Source organism: Propionivibrio sp. (assembly GCF_016790145.1).
In the GTDB taxonomy this organism is placed as follows: domain Bacteria; phylum Pseudomonadota; class Gammaproteobacteria; order Burkholderiales; family Rhodocyclaceae; genus Propionivibrio.
This window is the reverse complement of sequence record NZ_JAEUOI010000194.1, coordinates 1-25818: the sequence shown is the minus strand read 5'-3', so window position 1 is coordinate 25818 and position 25818 is coordinate 1. Positions and strand designations below refer to the sequence as shown.

Here is a 25818-nt window from a genome sequence, read left to right as displayed (position 1 = left end):
GCATCCCAAAAGCGATGCGAAAGCACAGGAAGACTGGAAAAAAAACTGCCCGAAAATTTGGCGACCATCGCCAAACCCGACGTTGTGAAGGGCCGGCGCATACGTCTGATGTTTCAGGACGAGGCGCGTTTTGGGCGCATGGTGCGAATTCGCAAATGCTGGGCCATGGTACCCGAGCGTCCAGTCGTCAATAACGGCTATGAACGCGAATTTGTCTATGTGTATGGTGCGGTCAGTCCGCTGCAAGGCGACCTGGATTGGATGATCTGTCGGCAGATGAACACATCGCACATGAGCGTATTCCTCAGCCAGGTGAGTGAGGCACACAGTGAGGACTTCATCATCATGGTGGTGGATGGGGCGAGTTCCCATGTGAGCAAGGAATTGGCAGTACCGGAAAATGTGCGCCTGCTCCGTTTGCCGCCCTATGCGCCGGAACTCAACCCACAAGAGCATATTTGGGACGAACTGCGCGAAAAAGAATTCCCCAACCGGGTGTTTGCAGATTTGGCTGGAGTCACTCGCCAACTCGAATCCGGCCTGCCGAAACTCGCTGCAAATACGGAGTCTGTGCGCAGTATCTCTGCTTGGCCGTGGATTGTTAGTCTCAATATGAACGCGCATTAGAATTAGCCGGAAGCGAGTGATTGAAAGACATCGAAAAAATCTTGCCATCCTGACAACACGTTTCATCAAGAAGGTCATGATGCCAATCTGCTGCTCCTTGATGAACTGGTGGGGAAGCATTTGATTTGACTGGTCATGCCTTGCTGTTTTCCGGCAAGCTCTCAAGCGTCGGTTTGTTGATCAGCCCCGCTGCCGCGCCGCGCCGGGCGCGTTGGCCAAGGTGTTTTTCCTCCGAGAGCAGGGTTTTGGGCTTGTTGCGGAAAGTGCCCTTGATGCTGACCACCGACCCCCTGGCGGCGATCACGGCCTTGAGCGACTCCTTGCCCCGGAGGCCGATGATCTGTACGCCCTTGCCGCCGGAAAGGCGCTTCATCTGGTCGAGCGGGAAGACCAGCAGGCGGCCATCTGCTGACAGCGCCGCCACGTGATCGGTGCCGGCCACGCGCACGGGTGGCAGGATGCCGGCATCGTCTTCCATGGCCAGGAAGGACTTGCCGGCCTTCTGGCGCGAGAGCAGGTCGGCGAATGTGCAGATGAAGCCGTAGCCTGAGGTCTTGGCGAACAGCAGTTCATCTTCCGGCTTGCCGGTGAGCACGTGAGCGACCCTGCCGGTGCCGATTTCGATGAAGGAGGGCAGCGGCGCGCCCATGCCGCGCCCGTCGGGCAGGCTGGCAATCGGCACGGTGAAGGCGCGGCCTTCGCTGGAAATGATGACAAGTGAATCGACCGAGCGGCATTCATGGGTGCTCCCGGGGCCGTCGCCGTCCTTGAACAGCACACCGGAAAGATCGAGCCCATGCCCCTGGCGGACGCGTGCCCAGCCTTTGTCGGAGACGATCAGCGTTACCGGCTCGTCGGCCACCGTCGCTACCTCAGAACGCGAGGCCATGCTGGCCGGCTGGATCAGGGTGCGCCGCTCGTCGCCGTGCTTGCCGGCGTCGGCCTTGATCTCGCGCACCACCAGCTTGCGCAGCAGCGCCTCGTTGCCGAGCAGCTTGCGTAGGTCTTCCCGCTCGCCGCGCAGTTTCTCAAGCTCCTGCTCGATCTTGATGCCTTCGAGCCGCGCCAGTTGGCGCAGGCGGATTTCGAGGATGTCTTCGGCCTGCCGCTCGGAAAGCTTGAAACGTTCAATCAGCGCCGGCTTGGGTTCGTCGGACTCGCGAATGACGCGGATCACCGCATCGATATTCAGAAAGACGATGTGCCGGCCTTCGAGGATGTGGATGCGCTCACTGGCCTTGGTCAGGCGGAAATCGGTGCGTCGGCGAACCGTCTGCACGCGGTACTGGCACCACTCGCCGACCAGATCGGCCAGCGTCTTCTGGCACGGACGGCCATCGATGCCGACGGCCACCAGATTGATCGGCGCCGTGCTCTCAAGGCTGGTGTGGGCGAGCAGCAGGGCGACAAACTCGTCTCGCTCGAGACGTGAGCTGCACGGTTCGAAGACGAGGCGGATGTCGTCGTCCTTGCCCGATTCGTCGCGCGCGCGCTCAAGCTGCGAGGCGAACAGGGTCTTCAACTGCGCGGCCGATTGTTCGATCGATTTTTTGCCCGGTTTCGGCTGAGGGTTCATCAGCGCGCCGATTTCGGAAAGCACGCGGGCCGAGGAAACGCCGGGCGGCAGCTCCCGGATCACCAGTTGCCAGGCACCACGCGCCATTTCCTCGAACTCGTAGCGGGCGCGCACGCGCAGGCTGCCGCGACCCGTGCCGTAGGCGCTGGCGATTTCGGCGGCGGAAGAAATGATCTGGCCGCCACCGGGATAATCCGGGCCGGGGATGTGCTGCATCAGTTCGGCGACACCGGCCGCCGGATTCTGTAGCTTGTGGATGGCCGCTGCCGCAACCTCGCGCAGGTTGTGCGAAGGCATTTCGGTGGCCATGCCGACAGCGATTCCCGACGCGCCGTTGAGCAGCGAGAAGGGCAGGCGTGCGGGCAGAAAGGCTGGCTCCTCGAACGAGCCGTCGTAGTTCGGCTGGAAGTCGACGGTGCCTTCGCCGAGCTCGCCGAGCAGCAGTTCGGCAATCGGCGCCAGGCGTGCCTCGGTGTAACGCATGGCGGCGGCATTGTCGCCGTCGCGCGAGCCGAAGTTGCCCTGACCGTCAACCAGCGGGTAGCGCAGCGAGAAAGGCTGGGCGACACGCACCATGGCGTCATAAGCCGACGTGTCGCCATGCGGGTGGTATTTGCCGATCACGTCGCCGACGACACGCGCCGACTTCACCGGCTTGGCGCCGGCCAGCAGGCCGAGCTCGCGCATGGCAAAGAGCACGCGACGCTGCACCGGTTTCTGCCCGTCCTTGACGTCGGGCAGGGCACGGCCCTTGACCACGGCAATCGCGTATTCGAGATAATCGCGCGCCGCCGAATCGTGCAGCAGGATGCTTTCGTCCTCGTCGTCTTCGGGCGTTTCAGGCAAGGCCGCGGGTGGCGACGGTGGCGGCGCGTCGGCTGGCGGCAGCTCGTCGAACAGGTCAGGTGTGCCGGGCATAGTGATCCTGAGAAGGGATGAATGTGCGTCGTTCAATCCCTCCCGACCTCCCCTTCTCAGGGGAGGAGAAAACCGTTGTGCACCGATACACGGCTCCCCCCTGAGAAGGGGGGCTGGGGGGGTTTAAAAGTGCTAAATGACCAGAGCGTGTCACGTCAAATCTCCGCCCCGATCAGAGCGCCGTTGGCTTCCATCCACGCGCGCCGTCCGGCCGACTCGTTTTTGGCCATCAGCATGTTCATCACCGGAGTGGCGTCGTCGGCGCCGGGCTGGCGGATGCGCATCAGGCGGCGCGTGTCGGGCGACATGGTGGTTTCCCAGAGCTGCTCGGGATTCATTTCACCGAGGCCCTTGAAGCGCGAAATGGCGATGGCATCGGGTTTGACGCCTTCCAGGCGCAGGCGGTCGATCATTGCTTCGCGTTCGGCGTTGTCTAGCGCATAAAGCTTGCGCGGCGGGCGGTTCTTGCCGTGCCCCGGAACATCCAGACGGTAGAGCGGCGGTTGTGCAAAATAAAGGTGGCCAAGTTCGATCAGCCGGGGGAAGTGACGGTAGAACAGCGTGCACAGCAGGACACGGATGTGGCTGCCATCCACATCGGCGTCGGTCATGATCACCACCTTGCCGTAGCGCAGGTTGTCGAGCACGCTGGCCGGTGCCTGCGCGGGGTGCGGGTCGATGCCGAGCGCGACGGCGATGTCGTGCACCTCGCGGTTGGCAAACAGGCTGCCGGCGTCGACTTCCCAGGTGTTGAGCACCTTGCCGCGTAGCGGCAGGATGGCCTGCAACTCCTTGTCGCGACCGGACTTGGCCGAGCCGCCGGCCGAGTCGCCCTCGACCAGGAAAATCTCGTTGCGCCGGATGTCCTCGCTCTGGCAATCCGAGAGCTTGCCGGGCAGGATGGCGACACCCGACTGCTTGCGCTTCTCGACCTTCTGCCCGGCGCGCGAACGCGCCTGCGCGGCGCGGATGGCCAACTCGGCGATCTTTTTGGCAGCGTCCGGGTGTTCGTTGAGCCACAGTTCGAGCGGGTCGCGCACCATGCGCGAGACCAGCGCCACGGCGTCGCGCGAGTTCAGACGCTCCTTGGTCTGCCCCTGGAACGAAGGATCGAGCACGCGCGCGGCGAGCACGTAACTGGCGCGCGAGAACACGTCCTCGGCCGCCAGCTTGACACCCTTGGGCAGCAGCGCACGGTGTTCGGCAAAACTCCTGACGGCGTCGAAAGCGGCCTGACGCAGCCCGGTTTCGTGCGTGCCGCCGGCTGGCGTGGGAATCAGGTTGACGTAGGATTCGCGCGCCAGATTACCCTCGGCACTCCAGCACAGTGCCCAGGCGGCGCCGGAGCCGAGCGGAAAGTTCTCGTCGCCGGCCTGGGCGTAATTCTCGGCGGTGAAGATGGGCGCCGTCAGTTCGCCGTCGATCTGTTCGGCCAGGTATTGCTGCATGCCGTTGGCAAAGCACCAGCTCGTTGTCGTACCGTTCTCGATGGTCAGCGAGATTTCAAGGCCGGGCAGCAGCACCGCCTTGCTGCGCAACAGGCGTTCGAGTTCGCTGGCGGGGATGCTCGCCGTATCAAAGAACTGCGCGTCCGGCCAGGCCCTGACGCGGGTACCGCTGGCCTTTTTGGGCGCATCGCCGAGGCGCTGCAATGCTTCGATCACGGTGCCGCCGGAGAAGGCAATCTGATGGCGTCCGCCGTCGCGTGTGACCTCGACCTCTAGGCGGGTGGACAGGGCGTTGGTGACCGATACGCCGACGCCGTGCAGGCCGCCCGAAAATCGGTAAGCCGAGCGGCCATCGGCCTTGTCGAATTTGGCACCGGCGTGCAACTGGGTGAATACCACCTCGACCGTCGGCACCTTCTCGACCGGGTGCATCTCGACCGGGATACCGCGCCCGTCATCCTGGATCGACACCGAATTGTCTGCATGCAGGGTCACCAGAATGTGCTTGCAGTAGCCGCCGAGCGCTTCGTCAGCCGCGTTGTCGATGGCTTCCTGGATGATGTGCAGCGGGCAGTCGGTGCGCGTGTACATGCCGGGACGATGGCGAACGGGTTCCAGTCCCTTGAGAACGGAAATGGATTCTGCGGTGTAGCTCATTGCGCGGGATTCTCCAGCGTGCGTGTTTCCGGGGCCAGGCCGGAAAAGCAAAGGCCAGCGTGAAACCGGCCCTTTCATATTCAGGTAGCGATGTTTCCTTGCTGGATGACTACTTCAGTACGCTTCGAATCTGACGCCGCCGCGCCGTTCGCCATTGCAAAGTCTCCCGAAGAACAGCAGGCCTTTACCTTTGAGATAAAAGGAGTCCTGCTTGACCAGAAACTCAATGCCTTCATCTGTCATGACACAGGTGCCATTGGTGCTCGTGTCGGTCAACAGAATGCAATCCGCCTGTCTTTCAATACGGCAATGTTGGCGGGAGACGTGAATACCCATCGTAACCAGGTCGTTTGACGGGTTGCGGCCGATAGTAGCCACAGGATTGCTCTGGGTCAATTCAATTGTTTTAAGGCCTTGATGCAGAAGCAGATACGGGCCAATATGGTGAGCATCCTGGCTGGCGGGCCAGAAGGATTCTCCACCATAGGCGCTTGACGGGATCTCGCAATGCCAATCGACCTTGTGAGCTACCAACTCGACAGGGGGGTTTTCCAGTGGGGAGGTAAGTACGCGCAGATCGGGGTTTAGGGTGGAGACAACGAAATCCGAGGCTACGATACCGTCATCGACAAAGGCCAGAAGCGATACGATTTCCCGGGAATTGTCGGTTTCATCTTTCAACCTTTGCCGGACGAGACACTGTTGGATCCCGATGCGCAAAGCCAGCCTGTATCCTGATATCTGCGGCAACCCGGCGCAACGATGCTGCATTTCACGAGCGCCAAGTACGGCAGCGTCGGCCGTATCGAAGCTAATGAGCAGGCCATTGGAGAACAATTGATCTATCCGACCGCGGTAGGTGGCAACGACTCGCTCTATTCGATTCATGCGGCGCGCTACCGGAAAGCCGGATTTGGCGTCATCAAACTGTGCAGAAGCGGGTCCTGTGACCATTAGCTCGGCATGGACCAGATATTTACTGCGTGCTTTGTTCATGGCGAAAGTTCTAATGCGCTCAATGTTGAGAAAACGACAGATCAGTTCCGATTATATCGCTAATAAAAAAGATGTGATGGAAACATGATACATGTTGAATGCGTATTTATTTAATTTTTGCAGGCTGCCCGCCGGTCAAATTTGAAGAATGCGGAATCAACCACTGGTTGGGGAATTGCTTGCTTGCGGCGTGTCCGCGAAAAGTCTCCCCTGCCAGGTGTTGCGCGCTTGCAGGCGCGCCTCAAGGTGCGCCGGGAACTTCGAGAGGCGCATACCCCAATCGGGTGAGACGAGAACATCGGGGGGAACTTCGCTGCCCAGTCGCTGAATCTTGATGTTCGGCGGAAGGTGTTCGAGCATATCGATCACGCGGTCCAGGTAGCATTCCGGGTCGAGCAGCGAAAGACACGCGGGTGCGGCGCGATACTGATTGGCGAGCCGGGTGCCACGTACGATCTGCAACTGGTGGAACTTCAGTGCATCGAGAGGTAATCCGGAAAGCGCCCTGGCGCCGTCAATCAGGCTGTCATGCGTTTCCAGGGGCAGACCGAGCAGCAGATGCCCGGTAATGAACAGGCCGCGCCTGGCGGCGCGCCGGATAGCCTCCTGGGTGCAGGCGAAGTCATGTCCGCGCAGACATTCACGCAGCACCTCGTCGTTGCAGGACTCAATGCCGATTTCCAGTTCTACCAGCGTGTGCGTTGAGAGCTCGGCCAGATAGTCGAGGGTTTCTTCGGGCAGGCAATCGGGGCGTGTGCCGATGACGATGCCGGATATGTCCGGGTGCGCGAGCGCAATACCGTAGCATTCTTTCAACTTGTCCAGATCGTCGTACGTGTTGGAATAGCTCTGGAAGTAAGCGAGGAAGCCCCTGCTTCTCGGATAGCGGCGGCGCATGAATTCGATGCCGGTGTCGATCTGGGCGACGAGGTCGCGCTGTTGGCGCAGATAACTGGGCGAGAAACCCTCGTTGTTACAGTAAGTGCAGCCTCCGACGCCGAGCGAGCCGTCGCGGTTGGGGCAGGTAAATCCGGCATCGACTGAGACCTTTTGCAAACGCCCACCGTACGCGTTCTTCACCCAGTCGTTATAGACATGGTAACGACGACCATTGAAGCGGGCCATGCTTTCGGAAAGACTGCTCATGGTGGCGTGGCCGGCTTGAAACTCAGGAGCCGGCTTCTTCGGTTTGAGCATAGTGCCGGTATAGTCGAAGGTAGCGTTCGTCGGATTGCTTGAGGCGCTCGGTGGCAAGACGGAAAAAGATTTTCAGCATTTTCGATTGTAGACCAGGTGAAGCAGAATTCAGCTTTGAGTAGGGCCACTTGCCGATGGTCCCGTTGCTGGAGGTAGCTACCGTAGCAGCACGTAGAGAGGGAGTTTCTTCGGCGAAGGCAAGTTCGCCGAACAGCGTTCCTGCTTCAAGCAGGGCGATCAGCTTGCCTTTCTGAAGTACCTTGGCTTCACCTTTGAGCAGCAGATAGCACGAAATCGCGTTGTCACCTTCGCGCATCAGCACCGTACCGGCCGGGATCTTGCGCCAGTGCGAAATGCGCAGCAGTTCCCAGAGTTGTGCATCGTTGAGCGTGGAGAGCAACGGCAATTGGCGAAGCTGGTCATAGAGTTCCGCTTCGGCGGGGCGTTCTGCTGCGGACGATTTTGCTTGCAGTGCCTTGGTACTGTGAGTCGATAGCGCCGAGAGTACCGAGGGCCAGTTGGCAAAACGGTCTTCCAGGCTGCGGGCGAGCATTTTGTCGAGCAGGATGTTGAGGTTTTCTGGCAGGTCGGGTCGGAAACTCGTAAGCGGTTCCCTTTCGCCGTTCAAAATCTTGTACATCAACGAAGCCTGATCGGGCGCATCGAAGGGCCGCTTTCCGGTCAGCAGTTGGTGCAGGACGACACCCAGCGCGTAAATGTCCGCCTGCGGCGTGACCCACATGCGAAAGAGTTCGGGTGCCATGTAGGCCAGCGAGCCGATGTCCATTACCTGCGTCGCATCGGTTTTGCCTTGCGACCAGTAGGCGGCTCCGAAATCACAGACCTTGGCCTCGCCGGGACCGACCAGTTGCAGGTTGGCCGGTTTGACATCGCGATGAACAATCCCGGCGCGGCAGGCATAGTCAAGCGCGCTGGCGCACTTATAGGCAATGTCCAGGACTTCAGAAACCGGCTTGAGGTTGTCGGGTCGGGTAAAGGGTTCCAGCGTGCCGTGCGCCAGGTATTCCATGACCAGGTAGGCACTGTTGTCACCAAAGCCGGCGTCGTATATCTCGACGATATAGGGGTGATGCAGGCTGCCCGCCATGTGCACTTCATTCAGCCAGGCTTTGCGCACGAGCATCTGGTCCGGGTCGTCATTGAAGATCTGGGCGTGAGCCACCTTCAGCGCCACCTCACGCTGGGCAAAGGTGTCCCAGGCGAGATAGACGGTTCCGGTGGCGCCGCATCCAAGCTCGCCACGGATTTCGTAGCGCTGGCTGAGACCGGCGGGGAGTTGGGTATTCGGGCTGGTGTCGGTCATGGCGTTGAACAAACGGGAAATCGATTGACTGTCGTCATGTTAGTCGCTTGCCGGGCGCTTGCGTAGCCCCTGGCTGTTTATTCATTATTGGAATAAACAAATAAACAAACAGACTTTGATGTTCTATGAACGCTTGCTTATAGTAGTACCGTTCCCGCTGGGGGCAATGCGGGCTGCAAGGTATAACCCGCTGTTACCACTTCAAGGAGATACCGATGGTCCGTCCGATTCGCAAACTGTTTCTTGCCCTTGTTGCGGCGACTGCGCTTACTGCGGCTTTGCCGGCCTACGCCGAAAGCAGCCTGCTCAACGTGTCCTACGATGTTTCCCGTGACTTTTACAAGGACTACAACCCCATATTCCAGAAACACTGGAAGACGACGACGGGTGAGTCGATCGAGCTCAAACAGTCGCACGCCGGCTCAAGCAAGCAGGTGCGCGCCGTGGCTGACGGGCTGGAGGCTGACGTGGTCACGATGAACCAGGCCTCGGATATCGACTTCCTGGTCGAAAAGGGTCTGGTCGTAAAGGATTACGCCAAAAAATTTCCGAACAACGCTTCGCCCTACACTTCGACGATGGTTTTCATCGTGCGCAAGGGCAACCCCAAGGCCCTGATGGATTGGCCGGATCTGGTCAAGCCCGGCGTACAGGTCATCCTGCCGCATCCGAAGAACACCGGCAATGGCCGTTATTCCTACCTCGCGGCGTGGGGCTATGCGCTCAAGCAACCGGGCGCCAATGACAAGGCAGCGCAGGAGTTCGTCGGCAAGCTGCTGAAGAACGCACCGTTGTTCGCCTCCGGTGGCCGCGACGCGACGACGAGCTTCATGCAACGCAAGCTCGGTGATGTGCTCGTCTCCTTCGAGAGCGAGGCCGAACTGATCGCCAAGGAATTCGGCAAGGGCGAATTCGACGTGGTTTATCCCTCGCTGTCGATTCTGACCGAGTTCCCGGTCGCCCTTGTTGAAAAAGTGGTCGACAAGAAGGGAACGCGCAAGCAGGCGCAGGCCTATCTCGACTACCTGTGGTCGAAGGAAGGTCAGGAGAACGCGGCGCAAAATTACCTGCGTCCGCGCGATCCTGAACTGCTCAGGAAGTATGCCGCTCAGTTCCCGGCGATCAGGACGTTTACCGTCGATGAAGTGTTTGGCGGCTGGCCCAAGGCCTTTCCGGCGCATTTCAAGGACGGTGGAACGTTTGACCAGATTTATCAGAGCAAGTGACTCTGCGAGATTGCATTGAAACCCCAAACGTTCACCGCAAAGGCGCAAAGGCGCAAAGTTGCAAAGACAACGCAAAGGGTCAGGCCTGAAAGGTCGGGTTACGGCCTGAAGGCCTGACCCGACCTACGATCCACTACGATCTGCGCTCTGAGAAGCAGCAAGTCACGCACAAGAAAACATGAATAAACGCGTCCTCCCCGGCTTCGGCCTCTCGCTCGGCGTCACGCTGGTCTATCTTTCACTGCTCATTCTGTTGCCGCTTTCCGGGCTGGTGTTCAAGTCGAGTTCGCTCAGCCTGACCCAGTTCTGGGACATTGCCAGCGGAGAGCGCGCACTGGCTTCGTATCGCGTGACCTTCGGCGCCTCGCTGCTGGCGGCCTTGATCAACGCCTTGTTCGGCCTGATCGTAGCCTGGATGCTGGTGCGCTATCCCTTTCCCGGAAAGCGTCTGGTCGATTCCCTGGTGGACCTCCCTTTTGCCCTGCCGACGGCGGTCGCCGGCATTACGCTGGCAACCCTGTATGCCGGCAACGGCTGGATCGGGCGCCATCTCGAACCGCTCGGCCTCAAGGTGGCGTTCACCCCGCTCGGCATTGTCGTCGCGCTGACCTTCATCAGCCTGCCCTTTGTAGTGCGTACCCTGCAGCCGGTGATCGAGGACATCGAGCCGGAAATCGAGGAGGCTGCGGCGTCGCTCGGGGCTTCGCGGCTGCACACCTTTACCCGCGTGCTTTTTCCGGCGATTTTTCCGGCGCTGCTGACCGGTTTTACGCTGGCCTTCTCGCGTGCCATCGGCGAGTACGGATCGGTCATCTTCATCGCCGGCAACATGCCGCTGATTTCGGAAATCACGCCGCTGCTGATCATTTCCAAGCTCGAACAGTACGACGTGGTCGGCGCAACGGCACTGGCTTGCGTCATGCTTGCGATTTCCTTCCTGCTGCTGCTCGGCGTCAATGCCATCCAGTGGTGGGCGGCCAACCGCCATCAAGGCGACCATCAGGGCCCGGAGCGGGCGAGTCAATGAGTGCGCCGTCTCTGCGCATGGCCACAGCCGAACCGCGCTGGTTGCGCTGGACGCTGACCGGGATCGGCCTCGCCTTCCTCTTCTTCTTTCTGGCCCTGCCCTTGCTGGCCGTCTTTTATGAAGCCCTTGCTGGCGGCTGGTCGGCCTACCTGCAGGCGCTGAAGGAACCCGAAACGCTGCACGCCGTCGGGCTGACCCTGTTCATCGCGCTCTTCGTCATGCCCTTTAATGTCATGGTCGGCGTCGCCGCGGCGTGGGCCATCGCCAAATTCGAGTTTCGCGGCAAGAGCCTGCTGATTACCCTGATCGACCTGCCTTTTGCCGTCTCGCCGGTCGTCGTCGGGCTGGTCTTCCTGTTGATATTCGGCGCCCAGGGGATCTTTGGGCCATGGCTTTCCGCGCACGATGTCAAGATCGTTTTTGCTTTGCCGGGGATGGTCATCGTCACCCTGTTCATTACCTTCCCCTTCGTCGCCCGCGAGCTGATTCCGCTCATGCAGGCCCAGGGCAGGGAAGAAGAAGAGGCCGCCATATCGCTCGGGGCGACAGGCTGGAATATGTTCTGGCGCGTCACGCTGCCCAATATCAAGTGGGGGCTGCTCTACGGCGTCATCCTGGCCAATGCGCGGGCAATGGGCGAGTTCGGCGCGGTGTCGGTGGTTTCCGGCCATATCCGCGGCGAAACCAATACGCTGCCGCTGCACGTCGAGATCCTCTACAACGAATACAACGCCGTCGGCGCCTTCGCTTCGGCCTCGGTGCTGGCACTGTTGGCCCTCGTCACCCTCGTCGCCAAGACGCTGGTCGAGTGGCAGATGCGCAGGGAAACGGAAACGCTCGATACGGTGCTTCCTGCGGAAGCGGTGAGGAGCAAGGAGTGAGGAGAAATTCACTTTCTGCCACCCCCGCCCTGACTCCTCACTCCTCACTCTCAACCCCTCACTGAATTAAACCATGAGCATAGAAATCTGCGGTGTCGGCAAGCGTTTCGGTAACTTTGTCGCGCTCGACAACATCGACCTGCACATCCCGACCGGCGAACTGGTCGCGCTGCTGGGGCCCTCCGGCTGCGGCAAGACGACGCTGCTGCGCATCATTGCCGGCATGGAGTCGGCGGATTCCGGCAATGTCAAATTCGCCGGCGCCGAAGCCACGCACCTGCACGCTCGCGAACGCAAGGTCGGTTTCGTTTTCCAGCACTACGCGCTGTTCAGGCACATGACGGTGTTCGAGAACGTCGCTTTCGGTCTGCGCGTCAAGGCGAAAACCGAGCGCCCGTCCGAGGCCGAGATTCGGCGCAGGGTGATGGATCTGCTCAAGCTCGTCCAGCTCGACTGGCTGGCCGAGCGCTACCCTTCGCAGCTTTCCGGCGGGCAGCGTCAGCGCATCGCACTGGCGCGGGCGCTCGCCGTCGAGCCCAAGGTGCTGCTGCTCGACGAGCCCTTCGGTGCGCTCGACACCAAGGTGCGCAAGGAATTGCGCCGCTGGCTGCGCCGTCTGCACGACGAGATGCACATCTCCAGCGTCTTCGTCACGCACGATCAGGAAGAGGCGCTGGAAGTGGCCGATCGCGTGGTGGTCATGAACCACGGTCGCATCGAACAGATCGGCACGCCCGACGAAGTCTATTCCAATCCGGCGTCGCCCTTCGTCTATCAGTTTCTCGGCAACGTCAATGTATTCCACAGCCGGGTGCACGGCAACTGGGCCGATGTCGGGCGGGATGGGGTGGATAAGATGGATAATACCGCGCCGGAAGGCCAGGCCATGGCCTTCGTTCGCCCGCACGATATCGACATCGAACACGTTCAGGTCGCGGGTGGCCTTGAGGCCATGGTGCAGGATGTGCACGCCATCGGCCCGCTGGTACGCGTCGAACTGGCGCATGCCTCCGAGCTGATCGAGGTGGAACTGACACGCGAACGTGCCACGGTCCTGAATCTGGTCAAGGGTCAGTGTGTCTGGCTCAAGCCGCGCCAGGTCAAGGTTTTCAAGGTTGCCGAAACGGCACTGGAGGAGGGCGGATCGGGGATCTGAGTGCGCCGGCCTGTGACGCAGGCGACGCCCACCGCAGCACCCCCATCAGCTTTTCAGTCGGCGCCCGCCTTGCCGAGCGCGTCCTCAATCCAGGCTTCGAGCAGGGTGTAGGTCACGGCGAGTACCACCGGGCCGACAAAAATGCCGATCAGCCCGAAACCCAGCATGCCGCCGATGACGCCTGAAAAAATCAGCAGCAGCGGCAGATCGGCGCCCTTTTTGATCAGCATCGGGCGCACGAAATTGTCCATGGTGACGACGATCAGGCTCCATACCAGAAGAAAAATTCCCCACCCGGTGTCACCCATCCAGAACATCCAGCCGACGGCCGGAAAGAGGATCAGCCCGGGCCCCACCTGCGCGATGCACAGCATGAGCATTACCGCCGAGAGCAGCGCAGCAAAGGGCACGCCGGCAATGGCCAGACCGATGCCCCCGAGCACCGTCTGAATGATCGCCGTGACCCCCACCCCCAGGGCCACGCCACGGATCGCCTGTCCGGCCAGGATGATCGAATTCTCGCCGCGATCGCCAGCCAGCCGACGGCCAAAACGTCTGACACTCGACGCCGCCTTGTCACCGCTGGCGTAGAGGATGGCCGAAATGACCACGATCAGCAGAAACTGGATTAGCATGAAACCCAGGCCACCGGCCTGCGCAAGAACCCACTTGCCGGATTCGGCTGCGTAGGGCTGGGCCCGCACCAGCAGACCCTGAGGACCGGAGTCAGCCAGTTGCACCCAGAAAGCGTTCAGTTTGCTGCCAATCAGCGGCAAAGTCGCTACCCACTCGGGCGGTTGTGGCAGGCCTGAGGTGGTGAACCTTTTGACCAGATTGGCAATGTCCCCGGCGTGATCGACAATGGTATCGATCGCCAGCCAGAGGGGAACGACCAGCAGCAGCAACATGGCCAGCGTCATTATCGTAACGGCCTGTGCGCGCCGACCGCCGAAGCGCTGCTCCAGCGACTTGAGCATCGGCCAGGTGGCGACCACGACCATGGTGGCCCACACCGTAGCCGCCAGGAACGGACGCAGGACCCAAAGTGAAGCGGCGATCATCAGCAGTATGCAGAGAATCGCCAGCGTGGTACGGGTCAAATCACGTTGAATTTCGGCCATTTCGGGTCTCGCTGAGAAAATTGAAATCGCATTTTACCGGAAGGCAAGGTTCGAATCACGTTCCGCTCGGGTTGCAGGATTACAAGGGTGTGGCTACCGACAAGCACTGACCGGCCGCATGGAAAGCATACCTGGCCTTCAGTTCTCGCCCGCATCGAGTTGATACGGGGGTAGTTTCGCACCGCAGTCAGCGCAGAATTTCGCCAGTGATGGATGGCCTTCGCTCAGGCATTCGTGGCAGGTGCGGGTAGTTATTTCAGGATTAATGCGTCGTACGGCAAATTCTGCGCTGACGATGCCGGTCGGTACCGCCAGTGTTCCCCAGCCCATCAGCATCATCATCGAGGCGATCAGACGCCCGAGATCAGTTTTCGGGGTGATGTCGCCAAAGCCCACCGTGGTCAGCGTGCTGATCGCCCAATACACTGAAACGGGGACGCTGGTGAAGCCGTTTTCCGGGCCTTCGACGACGTACATCAGGGTGCCCATCACCACCACGACAATCAGGACAAAGGACAGAAAAACGGCAATCTTGCGCCGGGTGGCCAGGATGGCGTTGCCCAGTTCGGAAAACTCCCTGACATATTCACCCAGTTTCAGGATACGGAAAATGCGCAGCATGCGCAGCACACGGACATCGATCAACGAGTGCAGGCCGGGGATAAACAGGGCCAGGTAGGTCGGTAGTATGGCGAGCAGGTCGATCACGCCGAACAGGCTGCGCGCATAGCGTTTCGGTTTGCGTACGCACAGCAGTCGCAGGATGTACTCGATGCTGAAGATGACGGTGAAAAACCATTCGAGAACCGTCAGCAGATCTCCCCAGCGGGTACTGATGGCTTCGACGCTGTCGAGCATGACGACAGTGACACTGATCAGAATGAATGCCAGGAGTGTCAGGTCGAAAGCGCGCCCGGCACGGGTGTCCGCCTCGAAAATGATGATGTACAGGCGCAGTCGCCACCCCGCGTCGGGGCGGCCGAAACGGTCGGGTTCGTGGCGCGGTGTCGGTTCGGTCAGCAGAGTGGCCATCGAGCAGGATCCGGGCAGAGTGTGATGAAGTCGCAGGAGAGGTTAATTCTATCCCACGCCGCATCCGATGCTGCACTTGCTGGCTGGCAGTTTGTTGCGGCTGATCAGGACAGGTCGCCGCCGGATGAGGGAATCAACTCTGACTGGCGTGTGCGCTGGCCCTGGCCTGAACAAAGCGCCTTATAGTACAAACGGACTATTGCGTTCGTTAGCACTTATGCACTCTAATCGGACAATGATCGCTGTCAGGTGATCGCTCGACGCAGTGCCCTTAACAAAAGTCAATTCGAGGAGCAAGCCATGAAGCACTTGATCGGAAAAGTCCTGGTGCTGGGGAGTTGTTGCCTGCTGCCTCTGGCGGCCCAGGCCGATACCTTCACCGGAGTTGCCGGCGGTGGTCTCGCCTTTGAAAACACACAGCCGACACTGGGCCTGAACCAGCTTATACAGCCCGTGGGTATTTATCCTTCTCGCGACGGGGGTGGGTCCGGTGAAGCGGTGATGGGAATGATGCGCACCGTTGCCTGGAGCCAGGATGTGCAGTCACCGGCGGCAGGGCATTTACGGTCCATCCAACAGAACCAGGCCTTGTTTTCCATTCTGGGAACCACTTACGGTGGTGACGGCAGGACAAACTTCGCATTGCCCGATCTTGCCGGCCGAATTACCATCGGCATGGGTCAGGGGCCCGGCCTGACCAACAGGGATCTCGGAGAGAAGCTCGGAGCGGCCAGCACGAGCATGAGCCCGTCCCAGATGCCAACGCATGTCCATGCGTTGCCGGCGTCTGGATTTACTGGCAGCAGTGGCGGCAGCCAGGCTATTGACAACATGCAGCCTTCCCTGGCCATGAACTACGTCATCGTTACCCAAGGTGTCTATCCATCGCGTGGCGGTGGCACCGGCGGTCAGGAATTCCTTGGCGAGATCCGTTCCTTCGCAGGAAATTTTACTCCCGGCGGCTACCTGCCTGCCGACGGACGTCTGTTGCTGATCAGCCAGAACACCGCCCTGTTTTCCATCCTTGGCACGCAATACGGCGGTGATGGCAGGAGTACCTTCGCGCTGCCGGATCTGCGCGGGCGAACCATCATCGGCACCGGTCAGGGCGCAGGGCTGACGGATCGGGTGATTGGAGAGCAGGCGGGCTTTGAGCAGATCACACTGACGCAAAACCAGATCCCCGCCCACGTTCACAGTCTGCCGCCAGGGCCAGCCATGACGGCACCTGCCGGAAGCAGTCAGCCTTTCGATACGATGCAGCCGTCACTGGCCATGAGCTACCTGATCGCGACCCAGGGAATTTTTCCCAGCCAGGGCCGTGCCTTGCCAGGAGAGACGGTGATCGGAGAAGTGGTTGCCTTTGCCGGCAACTATTCGCCGGAAGGTAATTGGTCCTTTGCCGACGGTCGTCTGCTGCCGATTTCCGAATATGAAACCCTGTTCACCCTGATCGGTACGACCTACGGCGGCGACGGACAGGAAACTTTCGCTTTGCCGGACCTGCGCGGTCGCACCATCGCCGGCGTCGGAACGAATTACGCGCTGCTGGGCAGTTTGAGCGGGCAGGAAAGCATCACCCTGAACGTGTCGCAACTGGTGGCCCACGTTCATACCGCGCCGGTGCCTGAACCCGAAAGCTACGCGATGCTGCTGGCGGGCCTGGGTCTGCTGGGCGTTATGGCACGACGCAGGAAAGGTCAGGCCTGAATAAACTCAATAAAGTAAACATCGGGAACTTCGGTTCCCGTTTTTACTGGCCAGGGAGTTGTAGGGTTACTAACCCGACCTACGTGATATTGGTGCTGTTTAACGATGACCAACTCGCACGGTGCATCGTCCCGGCTACCGGGCATTCGGTTATAGTGCCGGCTGCCACCGCCTGGAAAATCGAGTGCCCAACCTGCTCTCCCGCCCGCTGCTGTTTGCCGTCGTCTTTATCGAAGGCTTCGCTTCGCTCGGCGCCGAAGTCATCGCGCTGCGTCAGATCATTCCGCATATGGGCAGCTCGATTGTCGTCACGGCGCCGACGATCGGATTTTTCCTGCTGGCGCTGGCGCTCGGCTACCACACCGGAGCGAAGGTGGCCGACAACTATCTGGCCCTCGTCGCCCGAAATTTCCTGATCGCCGCTGCACTCACCGGGGCCGGGCTGGCCGGGGTCACCGTCGATCTGATCTTTGCGGCAATCGGCCCGCCCCTGCTCGCCTATCTCGTTTTCATGGCTGCCGTGCTTTGTCCGCTGGCCTGGCTGATGGGGCAGACGGTGCCGATCCTGACCAACCTGATGCAGCACCGGCGCACCGGCGAGGCCAGCGGTTATGCGCTGTACTACTCGACGCTCGGCTCCTTCCTCAGTTCGCTGCTGCTCTCGTTGCTGATCATGCAGTGGCTCGGCGTCTCGGCGGCGGTCGCCCTCTGCGCCTTGCTGCTGCTCGTCGGCGCCGCACTGCTCGGCACCCGCAACGGGCGAACAGCACTCGCTTCACTGGCCGTCATTGCGCTGACCCTCGTGTGTTCGGCCTGGCCGCGACCGGAGATCGAAACGGCCTACGCCAGCTACACCGTTACCCCGGTCGACATCAAGGGCGCGATCAACCCGCGCGCTTTCAAAAACAACAATTCGCTGGCCTCGCTAATCGATGAAGGTGAGCCGCGCCATTACACACGTTATGTGCACCATATCCGGCGTATCCTGCTTGAGGACCTCGCCTTCCGCGAGCGCCGGATACTGGTGCTCGGCGCCGGTGGTTTCACCCTCTCGCACCGCGAGCCGGACAACCACTACACCTACGTCGACATCGACCCGGCGATCCGGCGTATCGCCGAAGAAAAATTCCTGGGCGAGGCTGCGCTCGGCGAATTCATCGTCGACGATGCCCGGCATTTCGTCGCCAGTAGCGAGCGGCGCTTCGACGCGGTGGTTGTCGACGTCTACAGCGCGCACAGCTCGATCCCCGGCCACCTGGTGACCCGCGAGTTCTGGCAGGGCACGCGCCGCGTGCTGACGGCGGAAGGCGTGATGATCGCCAACCTGATTCTCGATTCCCGGCTCGAAACCCCCTACGCGCGCAATCTGCTGGCGACCATCGAGAGTATTTATGGCCGCTGCGCCGTCGAAGTGCTGCATCGGACGCAGCCGCTGAGCAATGTCATCGTAATATGCCACAACAGCAATCCGCCCCAGGCAACGAGCCTCTACGTCGACGAACGCAATGCGGTGGATTTCGATCGGCTGCGTTCGCATTGATTCCCTCAGCGTAGCGAGCGATGCCGCACAGAGGATCACGGTCTCATGAATCAGGCCATCGGGAAGGCGTTGCCGCCAGTTTCCGGCTCTGCGCGTGGCTGGCGGCGTCGGTCGGGCGATTGATTCCTGTTTCTAGACGGGCGATACTTCTGTTCGCCCCAGTGGAGAGACAAAACGGGAGAAGCGCATGGATCAACCCCAACTTGCAGTTTTCAAATACAAGCATGGCGGCCGCGCCAGCTTCAGCGGCAAGCGCAAGGTCTTTTTTGTCGTCAGCCTGATTCTCGCGCTGGCCCTGTCCATCCTGGCTTTCCCGGCCGGGTTGCTGGCCTGCATCGTTCCGCTGTTTGCCTACTTTGGCGGCGACAGGACACTTTGCGTTGGCCCGCGTTACCTGATCTGTGGCGAAGAGATCGTCTATTACGCCAACGTGACGCAACTTAAACTTTCCGAAGCGGCAGGTTCGCTGAGCCTGCAAACGGCGAGCGGCAAGACGCTGCTGATTGAGCGCGCGAAGTTCCCGACCAGTGCGCGCAAGGCCAACAAGATCGCGGCGAACCAGGCGGCCAAGTTCAACAAGGTGTCGGCCAAAATCGTCGACAAGGTACGCCGCGCTTCGCCTGCGCTGGCCGCGGCCGTCACCTGAACGACAGCGCATGGATTCCACGTCTCAGACGCAGCCGGATACGAAGCCCGCTAGCGATCCTGGCTACACGCGAAATATCCACCTCCTCTACGTGCCGACGCTGGGCTGCAATCTCGACTGCGCCTATTGCTATCTTGGCGAGCAGACGACGCAGGCGGCGCTGAAAGTCGATGCCGGGCGTGCCGTTTCGACGCTGCGTCACGCGCTGAAGGAACTGCGCGCGGCCGGTGTGCTGGCCTTCAACGTCTCGCTGCACGGCGGCGAAGTCACGACGCTGCCGGAAGCCGTTCTCGATGAGCTGTTCACGCTGATCCGCGCGCACTACAGCGAAAATTTCGACGCGATCAACGCGCTCGGCCACCGGAAATCGGCGCCGCACATCAAGACCAATCTGTACCGATTCGCACCGTTCTACGCCTTGTTCGAGCGCCACAAGGTCTCTATCAGTGCCAGCATCGACCTGCCGCTGGCGCTGCACGCGCGCTACCGCACGACGCGCGGCGGCCACGAGTGGCTGGCCCGCACGCACGAGAACATCCGCCTGCTGGCCGGTTATCCGCACGCCAGGAAAATTTCCGCGACGCTCTGCGCTGATCATGTCGAGGACATTCAGGCGATCATCGACGATATCTGGTTCATCCACCGCGAACTCGGCTTCGACATGAACCAGTTCAACCTGATGTTTGCCTTTGCCTCGGTGTTCAATCGCGCCAGCAAGGGCGATGCCGTGCTTGCTCCGGCAACACCGGCGCAGCAGTTGGCCCTGTACCGTGCGCTCAAGGACGAATTCACCGGCACCGAGCTGGACGAGGGGCTGCGCCGCAACTGGTTCGACGAGTTCAAGCCGAGTTATTGCACCAACGCCTTCAACTGCGGCGAGCGCTTCTACCTGCTGCAAAGCGATGGCTCGGTGTATTCCTGCGTGCGCGGTCAGGGCATCGAGGAATTCCGCTACGGGAATATCTTCGAGGATCGTATCGTCGACATACTCGCCAATGGCGCACGCAAGATCGAGCGCATGCATCAGGCCTACGGCTTCGACGCCAACTGCCAGCGCTGCGATCGCCTCGCGCTGTGTCACACCGGCTGCCCGGTGGTCAAGCACCAGAACGCCAGCGGGCGTTCCTACACCTGCGACTTGCAGAAAGCCATATACGCCGACAACCCGCTTTCCTTTCCCGCCGCTTCTCCCGACGCGCAGCGCCAGGCGGCGCGGCAGTACATGATCGACATGCACCCGAGCCTGGCTTTCGCCCAGGCACCGGTGCCGATCAGGCCGTCAGCGATCCGGCTGCCCAACGATCTGGCCGAGGACCGGAACACCCTGCAGGCGATGATTGACACCGACCCCGTGTTGCAGGCGCTGTACAGCGAGCAGGCCTTCATCCTTGAGGTGGGCGACGAACGGGTGCCGCTGACCTCGCAGTTGCTCAAGGAGCGGGCGACCTGGTACACGATGGCGCCGGGCGAGCGCATCGTCGTTCATGTCCAGCGCAGCCTGTTCGACGCCAACTGTCCGGAGTTCCTGCGCAATACGCTGTACCTGCAGATGCTGCGCGATACGCCGGTAGTTTATGGCGACGAACAGCGCACCAAGCAGGAGCATATATTTACCTACCAGATCTTCGTCAACTGCCTGCAGGAGAGCACGCGCCTGGGTGCCGATTACCTGATGGCCGATCTGTCCGGCATCATTGAGCTGCACCGCGAACACTACCGCAAGGGCGTGCTCAACAACCTTCTCTTCACCACGCTGCACCTTCGCGAGTACCATTACCAGAAGCAGAAGAACAACGCCTTCTATCATATCCAGGCGATCAATCTGCCTTTCCAGAATTTCGAATTCAACTATCTTCCTTGAGCCGGGAGCCTTGCCGTGAATGCACCAGAACTGCAACGCACCGCCTACACCGTCGAATGTTTTCTCAACGCGCTGCGCCTCGACGACGGCCCGGCGCGCACCGCCATCGAAGAATGGCTGGTGCGCTGGCTGGCCGGCGCAGCGCACAGGAAAGGCGACTGCGCGATCTACCGCAAGTCGAGTGTTGACTGCTACAGCGGCGGCAAGGTGCTGAAGAGCTTTGCCGTACCCGAAGTCACCCAGGCCAGAGCCCTCTGGTGCGACGGCAGCAAACTGTCGGTGATCGACGGCGAGGAGTTTCTGGGCAGCGGCAAGCTGGTCATGCTCGGCGTCGCCGGCCTGGTGCTGACGATGCCCGGCGTCGCCGCTGCCGAGGCGGCTACGCGGAAGAAGGACGATCGGCGCAGCAGCAATAACAACAATAACAATAACAATAACAATAATAATAACAACAACAACAACGGGTAGGGCAGGGCGATGGATTGGATGATGAATCAGACGGGGTAGTCAGGCAGAATCACGCACGACGGGAATGCCCGCGACTAGCCTTACTAGCGTAGCCTGCCGCTCGGTGCCTGTCTTGTGCAAAATCGAGCTGAGCTGGGTGCGTACCGTGGGCAGCAGCAAACCCTGATCCCGTGCATATTCTTTGACCGAGTCACCATGGCAAAGCGCGCGGGCGAGACGCGCTTCGGCTCTGGAGAGGCCGAACAGGTCCATCAGTTGCCGCGCCGTCGCGATCCGCCTTCCGTCGAGCGGAGCAACCAGACACAAGACATTCCGAGCTTTTGTCGATTCATCGCCATTTGCGAGCGCGGATCGCAGTTCCAAGCGAGTCAGCGTCAGGCTAAATCGCTTGTCCATGTTTTCCGGATCGTGCAGGAGAATGTTCATGGTTCGCCCGGTATCAGCCGCTTTCTTGAGTGCTGAATTGAAGTTCGGCTGATTACTCACCTCGGTACAACAAAGCTGCCCACCAAGCATGCGCAGGACATTGGCGGCTTTGAGAAATGACTCGCCGCGGTAGTCACAATCGACAACGCGAGCGCTCGGCGTCACGATGATTGCCGCCACATGGCTGGTATGGGTCCAACTGGCGGCGAGATCCGCGAACTCGCGCAGTGCCCGGCAATGCACAAACAGGTCTATCAGCCGACGCAAATCAGGCTGTTCTTCGGTTGCAGCCGGCAATCCATGTCCCCGGTACAACCTGCGGCATGGGGCGTTATGGAGATCGCCACACTTGTTGAGCGGGCAATACGAGGGCAGGTGGGCGGATTCCCCGGTGTGGCTGTCAGCCACTGTCGCTCCGGCGCCCACCGGCGGCTGCAAGCATGCCGCCAGCGAGGCAAGCAAGTTCGACAGCCTCTCGGGGGTTATTTCCCCCTGGAATGGCTGCACGGCCAAGCGATCAAGTTCATCAGGCTTGCTAGACACCCACGCCCCGGCATTTTATTGCTATCGTTGAAAATCATTCATTTGAATGATGCGTTCAGTATATGTCATGCGCTAGGCTGCTTAAAAGTGCCTGAATGCGCCACCCGAGTTGTGTTCCCGGATGAGCTTTCGTCAGGAACGAGTCACCCCTACCCGAGTAACCAGAGCTAAAAGGAGATAGTCATGCCGAGCGTATCACGAACCATACTTGGAACTGTCAAGTCCGGGGTTGTCAGCGGACTTTCCTGGCGGGCCGCGCGCAGCACAAACCTCCATGTAGAATCCAGCGTTCTTGTAAAGGGAGACAAGCTTCTTGCTTACAAGCAACGCATTCCGATCGAACGCGACACCGTGATGGTTTTCGCCGACGATGCGCCGCAATACAACTGGGCTCACCCTTGTCGCTACCTGCTGCACGATGCCAAGACCGGTGAGTTCTATCGCGAAGTCAAGGCGCAGTTCCCACCGTACATGACAGGTGAAGCACCCAGGACTTTTCAGGCATTTCACCAACCCGTTCGTATCCTGGATGCCGAGCTGTACTATCCCGTCCTGCCGCGTCTGCGCTGCCCGATCCGCTGGACGAAAGGTCAGCGTTATGCGGTGCTGTTTTCCGGAGCCTCCAACAACCGCCACACCAACGATCTCGAGTTCCTTTACCGGACATTGCGAGACATCTACGGCTTCCCGGCGGCAAACATCTATGTGGTCAACTACGATGGCAGCGTGAACTACAGCGGCAACCCGAAACCAGTGACAAGCTGGCCCGGTGACAGCACGGCCTATCGCATCCCGATCAATGGTCAGGGGACCAAGGCCGGTCTGGATTCAGTCCTTGACACCATCAAGGCCAAACTGAAGGCCGATGACTTGCTGCTGATCCACACCAACAACCACGGCGGCCACAACGGCACCGAGTCCTACCTGTGCACCTACAGCGGCGCGGATTACCTCGCTTCGGAATTCGCCAGCAAACTGGCCACCTTGCCAAAATTCAACTGCCTGATGGTGATGATGGAGCAATGCCATTCTGGCGGATTCAATTCTCCAATACTGGCGAATTCCCCCGCGACCTACACCAGCGTCTCGTCCGCTTGCGAGGAATTGAGGAACTCCATCGGCGGTGCCCACTTCGACCCCTTCGCCCGTGACTGGATCGCCGCCATGACCGGCAGTACACCGTATGGCGGTGCTCTGGCATCGAACCCCGACACCGATGGAACAGGCAAAGTCTCGGCCAGGGAGGCTCACAACTATGCCGATGCCGTGAAGGATCCCTATGACACACCGGTCTACAGCGAATCTTCGGTAGCCGCGGGCAACTTCCATCTGGGTCAGCGCTACTGGTACATCTGGCCAATCTATTGCCGCTTGCTGGTCGAGCTTCTGTACCCTTACTACCTGCGCAAGCCGATACCGGAGTTCTACGAAATGGTACATGACAAGCTGTTGCCAAGTTTGAGGGAAATCGAAGACAAGCTCGGCGGGCAATCGGCCAAGCAGGAAATTGAACTGAAAGAAGCATTAACTGCCGCCACAAAGAAAGTAATGGGACGTTGAACGATCTGGAACAACGCATCCTGGGCAAGATCCGCAACAGTCTGGGTACTGAGCGACTGGAGCGTGCGATCGTCTACCTGGATCACAAGCCGAAACGCGCCGGTGAATACTTGCATGTAGCCGATGTGATCATCGATCTGCCGTGGGATGGGCATGTTGCCTTTGTCGACCTTGAACCCAAGGCCAACTGGGGGCATGCTTGCTCCTATTTTTCGATACGTCTGGATGGCGAGGAGGTCATTGAACTGCCGGCGCAAATGCCACCGTTCTTGAAGGCGGGAGCGTCGGATTTTCGCTTGTTGTGGCGGGGGGGGCTCGCGCCGGAATGGGCGGTCGCTGGCATTTCATCACGTGCCGGACCCGTGTGATCGACCCGGTGGGCTCGGACTACCCTGTGCCCTGTACAATAATTAACAGCCAGTATCGGCTACGGAGTTTGCAAAATGCACATCTATCAACCAAAAGAGGATTGGATCCCGGGCGAATTCGCATCGCTGCTGGCAATTGGCGATTCCTGGTTCTGGTATCCGAAGAACAACATCCTGCAAGCGCTTGCGGAGCACCCGAGGCTCAAGTATCCCTTCAGGAATATCCAGATGCTCGGGTACAACGGGGCAAAACTGGAGCAGTACGTTTTCGGCAAGTACGCCAAACAATTCGCGCACGAACTGCGGCCGATAAACCGGAAGTACTACTCGGCCGTTCTCATCAGCGGCGCCGGCAACGACGCGGTGGACTATCGTCTCGGCTTGTTCAAGAACTGCTCGGCAGCCAACGGGCCCGAGCAGTGTATCGATGAAAGCGGGATGGACGCTTTTCTCGGCAAGGTAGGGACGGCCATTCAGGCGCTGATATTCCACATCAGGCGGGCATTCGACAAAGACGGATTGCAGCCCGACATATTTCTGCATTGCTACGACTATCCTGTGCCGGACGGTCGCGGCTTCTCGCTTGTCTCACTCAAGGTAACCGGGCCATGGCTCGCGCAAGCCATGGACGAATGTCGCGTACCCAATGACATGGCCTTGCGCAAGGCTATCTGCAAGACGTTGATGGATCGGCTGCATGATGAATTCCTTACTTTTGCCGACTCGGCAAACAAGGTTCATTTGATCGATTCACGCGCCTGCTTGGTCTCGGCGGACTACAAGACGGACTGGGATAACGAATTACACCCGACCAGGCAAGGTTTCAAACAGATAATCGATCAGCGGTGGATTCCCGTACTGGCCGGGCTGGGTTACGCGAATTGAAGTTGTTTCACCGAACCCGATGTCTTTGGCTTAAAGCTGCTGCTTCCCAAAGCATTTTTACCCCTTCGACCAGCGCGGTACTTTTTACACCTTATCGAGAACGAGCAGGGCCGTGCGTGGTGAGGTTCATTCTGCGGCCATCAATCTTGCCAGCCGCCATTACGGCTTGATCCAACGGGCATCCGGTGCGGCTGGCAGATCGGTGCTGGCGTAATGGGACTGCCCGTCAATGCGTTCGATAGCCTGCCGGGCCAGCGTCGTGGTATTGCTAACCTGCCGATGCCCGGCCAGGATTTGCAGAAAGCGGCGCGGGTCTGCCAGACGGCTGGAGAGCAGAGCGAGTTGGGGGCGGAACTTATCGTGTAATTTCACTCGTTATAATGAGTAAATTTACTCGATAACATGCGTCTTAAAAGGAAGAGCGTAGCTTGATCGTTCGTGCCGATTCGATAGTAAGGCCAACGAGCGTTGAAAGCCGTATTTCGATCCCTTTGCTGTCAGAGTGTCATGCCGGAGTAGAAATATTTCGTTAATTGGAGGTTCCTTGGCCAGGAAAAGTGATCTCCGTGAATATCCCACATAAAGAAAAATCAAGGGATATAATTCTGCTTGTCATCTATCATTC

The 25818-nt window shown here is 59.8% G+C and carries 22 protein-coding genes; 13 read left to right on the top strand and 9 right to left on the bottom strand.

The genetic code is table 11. The features are described 5' to 3' along the window. A partial coding sequence (locus tag JNM42_RS15975) for an IS630 family transposase (RefSeq protein ID WP_294272399.1) occupies positions 1-627 on the top strand: 627 nt, incomplete at its 5' end. A 133-nt stretch (positions 628-760) separates the two neighbouring features. On the opposite strand, the gene JNM42_RS15970 is transcribed toward JNM42_RS15975, so the two are convergent. From JNM42_RS15970 to JNM42_RS15950, 5 genes are all read right to left on the bottom strand, one after another. Continuing rightward, positions 761-3121, bottom strand: coding sequence for a DNA topoisomerase IV subunit A (locus JNM42_RS15970; protein WP_294272396.1), 2361 nt, complete (start codon positions 3119-3121; stop codon positions 761-763). A gap of 155 nt (positions 3122-3276) precedes the next feature. Then, positions 3277-5226 carry a DNA topoisomerase IV subunit B gene (locus JNM42_RS15965; protein ID WP_294272393.1) on the bottom strand — a complete coding sequence of 650 codons (1950 nt, stop codon included), beginning with the start codon at positions 5224-5226 and terminating at the stop codon, positions 3277-3279. Positions 5227-5340: 114 nt separating this feature from the next. After that, a complete protein-coding gene (locus JNM42_RS15960; RefSeq protein WP_294272390.1) occupies positions 5341-6222 on the bottom strand; it encodes an FHA domain-containing protein in 882 nt (293 codons plus the stop codon). 156 nt (positions 6223-6378) lie between these two features. Next, a complete protein-coding gene (locus tag JNM42_RS15955) occupies positions 6379-7368 on the bottom strand; it encodes a TIGR01212 family radical SAM protein (protein ID WP_294272385.1) in 990 nt (329 codons plus the stop codon). 22 nt (positions 7369-7390) lie between these two features. Further along, complete coding sequence (locus JNM42_RS15950; protein ID WP_294272383.1) at positions 7391-8743, bottom strand: serine/threonine-protein kinase; 1353 nt, start codon at positions 8741-8743, stop codon at positions 7391-7393. A 215-nt stretch (positions 8744-8958) separates the two neighbouring features. Between JNM42_RS15950 and JNM42_RS15945 the strand changes: the two genes are divergently transcribed. From JNM42_RS15945 to JNM42_RS15930, 4 genes are all read left to right on the top strand, one after another. Continuing rightward, positions 8959-9969 (top strand): sulfate ABC transporter substrate-binding protein, encoded by a 1011-nt coding sequence (locus JNM42_RS15945; RefSeq protein ID WP_294272380.1) that lies wholly within the window; start codon positions 8959-8961, stop codon positions 9967-9969. 178 nt (positions 9970-10147) lie between these two features. After that, on the top strand, positions 10148-10996 hold the full coding sequence (gene cysT / locus JNM42_RS15940) for a sulfate ABC transporter permease subunit CysT (protein WP_294272377.1): 849 nt from the start codon (positions 10148-10150) through the stop codon (positions 10994-10996). Beyond that, entirely contained in the window at positions 10993-11877 is an 885-nt protein-coding gene (cysW, locus tag JNM42_RS15935; protein WP_294272373.1) for a sulfate ABC transporter permease subunit CysW, read from the top strand. The genes cysT and cysW overlap by 4 nt, the downstream gene beginning before the upstream one ends. Positions 11878-11950: 73 nt before the next feature. Further along, a complete protein-coding gene (locus tag JNM42_RS15930) occupies positions 11951-13033 on the top strand; it encodes a sulfate ABC transporter ATP-binding protein (protein WP_294272370.1) in 1083 nt (360 codons plus the stop codon). Between the two features lie 53 nt (positions 13034-13086). Here the strand turns inward: JNM42_RS15930 and ydiK are convergent, their stop codons facing one another. Then, positions 13087-14154, bottom strand: coding sequence for an AI-2E family transporter YdiK (ydiK, locus tag JNM42_RS15925; protein WP_294272366.1), 1068 nt, complete (start codon positions 14152-14154; stop codon positions 13087-13089). A 138-nt stretch (positions 14155-14292) separates the two neighbouring features. After that, on the bottom strand, positions 14293-15186 hold the full coding sequence (locus tag JNM42_RS15920) for an ion transporter (protein ID WP_294272363.1): 894 nt from the start codon (positions 15184-15186) through the stop codon (positions 14293-14295). A 300-nt stretch (positions 15187-15486) separates the two neighbouring features. Here JNM42_RS15920 and JNM42_RS15915 point away from each other — a divergent pair, with 300 nt between their 5' ends. The 5 genes from JNM42_RS15915 to JNM42_RS15895 all read left to right on the top strand — a co-directional run bounded on the left by JNM42_RS15915 (position 15487) and on the right by JNM42_RS15895 (position 21411). Continuing rightward, entirely contained in the window at positions 15487-16896 is a 1410-nt protein-coding gene (locus tag JNM42_RS15915; protein ID WP_294272361.1) for a tail fiber protein, read from the top strand. Positions 16897-17080: 184 nt separating this feature from the next. Beyond that, the gene (locus JNM42_RS15910; protein WP_294272358.1) at positions 17081-18436 is read left to right on the top strand and encodes a fused MFS/spermidine synthase; all 1356 of its coding nucleotides are present in this window, start codon (positions 17081-17083) and stop codon (positions 18434-18436) included. 187 nt (positions 18437-18623) lie between these two features. Then, positions 18624-19082: a hypothetical protein gene (locus JNM42_RS15905; protein WP_294272356.1), complete on the top strand. Its 459-nt coding sequence runs from the start codon at positions 18624-18626 to the stop codon at positions 19080-19082. A 10-nt stretch (positions 19083-19092) separates the two neighbouring features. After that, positions 19093-20943 (top strand): SPASM domain-containing protein, encoded by a 1851-nt coding sequence (locus JNM42_RS15900; protein WP_294272353.1) that lies wholly within the window; start codon positions 19093-19095, stop codon positions 20941-20943. A 15-nt stretch (positions 20944-20958) separates the two neighbouring features. Further along, entirely contained in the window at positions 20959-21411 is a 453-nt protein-coding gene (locus JNM42_RS15895) for a hypothetical protein (RefSeq protein ID WP_294272345.1), read from the top strand. A gap of 39 nt (positions 21412-21450) precedes the next feature. Here JNM42_RS15895 and JNM42_RS15890 read toward each other — a convergent pair whose 3' ends face one another. Continuing rightward, positions 21451-22134: a helix-turn-helix transcriptional regulator gene (locus tag JNM42_RS15890; RefSeq protein WP_294272342.1), complete on the bottom strand. Its 684-nt coding sequence runs from the start codon at positions 22132-22134 to the stop codon at positions 21451-21453. 429 nt (positions 22135-22563) lie between these two features. Here JNM42_RS15890 and JNM42_RS15885 point away from each other — a divergent pair, with 429 nt between their 5' ends. The 3 genes from JNM42_RS15885 to JNM42_RS15875 all read left to right on the top strand — a co-directional run bounded on the left by JNM42_RS15885 (position 22564) and on the right by JNM42_RS15875 (position 25193). Continuing rightward, entirely contained in the window at positions 22564-23940 is a 1377-nt protein-coding gene (locus JNM42_RS15885) for a C13 family peptidase (protein WP_294272339.1), read from the top strand. Further along, positions 23937-24308, top strand: a complete 372-nt coding sequence (locus JNM42_RS15880; RefSeq protein ID WP_294272336.1) for a hypothetical protein — start codon at positions 23937-23939, stop codon at positions 24306-24308. Before JNM42_RS15885 ends, JNM42_RS15880 begins: the two co-directional genes overlap by 4 nt. Before the next feature lie 75 nt (positions 24309-24383). Beyond that, positions 24384-25193, top strand: coding sequence for a hypothetical protein (locus JNM42_RS15875; protein ID WP_294272333.1), 810 nt, complete (start codon positions 24384-24386; stop codon positions 25191-25193). Positions 25194-25352: 159 nt separating this feature from the next. Here JNM42_RS15875 and JNM42_RS15870 read toward each other — a convergent pair whose 3' ends face one another. Continuing rightward, the gene (locus JNM42_RS15870; RefSeq protein WP_294272330.1) at positions 25353-25565 is read right to left on the bottom strand and encodes a hypothetical protein; all 213 of its coding nucleotides are present in this window, start codon (positions 25563-25565) and stop codon (positions 25353-25355) included. Positions 25566-25818 lie beyond the last annotated feature (253 nt).

Excerpts from the sequence above, each read along its gene's own strand:
- JNM42_RS15930 (WP_294272370.1), top strand. The coding sequence starts at position 11,951 with ATGAGCATAGAAATCTGCGGTGTCGGCAAGCGTTTCGGTAACTTTGTC.
- ydiK (WP_294272366.1), bottom strand. The coding sequence starts at position 14,154 with ATGGCCGAAATTCAACGTGATTTGACCCGTACCACGCTGGCGATTCTC.
- JNM42_RS15955 (WP_294272385.1), bottom strand. The coding sequence starts at position 7,368 with ATGAGCAGTCTTTCCGAAAGCATGGCCCGCTTCAATGGTCGTCGTTAC.
- JNM42_RS15965 (WP_294272393.1), bottom strand. The coding sequence starts at position 5,226 with ATGAGCTACACCGCAGAATCCATTTCCGTTCTCAAGGGACTGGAACCC.
- JNM42_RS15960 (WP_294272390.1), bottom strand. The coding sequence starts at position 6,222 with ATGAACAAAGCACGCAGTAAATATCTGGTCCATGCCGAGCTAATGGTC.
- JNM42_RS15950 (WP_294272383.1), bottom strand. The coding sequence starts at position 8,743 with ATGACCGACACCAGCCCGAATACCCAACTCCCCGCCGGTCTCAGCCAG.
- cysW (WP_294272373.1), top strand. The coding sequence starts at position 10,993 with ATGAGTGCGCCGTCTCTGCGCATGGCCACAGCCGAACCGCGCTGGTTG.
- JNM42_RS15885 (WP_294272339.1), top strand. The coding sequence starts at position 22,564 with ATGCCGAGCGTATCACGAACCATACTTGGAACTGTCAAGTCCGGGGTT.
- cysT (WP_294272377.1), top strand. The coding sequence starts at position 10,148 with ATGAATAAACGCGTCCTCCCCGGCTTCGGCCTCTCGCTCGGCGTCACG.
- JNM42_RS15970 (WP_294272396.1), bottom strand. The coding sequence starts at position 3,121 with ATGCCCGGCACACCTGACCTGTTCGACGAGCTGCCGCCAGCCGACGCG.
- JNM42_RS15900 (WP_294272353.1), top strand. The coding sequence starts at position 19,093 with ATGGATTCCACGTCTCAGACGCAGCCGGATACGAAGCCCGCTAGCGAT.
- JNM42_RS15875 (WP_294272333.1), top strand. The coding sequence starts at position 24,384 with ATGCACATCTATCAACCAAAAGAGGATTGGATCCCGGGCGAATTCGCA.
- JNM42_RS15915 (WP_294272361.1), top strand. The coding sequence starts at position 15,487 with ATGAAGCACTTGATCGGAAAAGTCCTGGTGCTGGGGAGTTGTTGCCTG.
- JNM42_RS15905 (WP_294272356.1), top strand. The coding sequence starts at position 18,624 with ATGGATCAACCCCAACTTGCAGTTTTCAAATACAAGCATGGCGGCCGC.
- JNM42_RS15945 (WP_294272380.1), top strand. The coding sequence starts at position 8,959 with ATGGTCCGTCCGATTCGCAAACTGTTTCTTGCCCTTGTTGCGGCGACT.
- JNM42_RS15920 (WP_294272363.1), bottom strand. The coding sequence starts at position 15,186 with ATGGCCACTCTGCTGACCGAACCGACACCGCGCCACGAACCCGACCGT.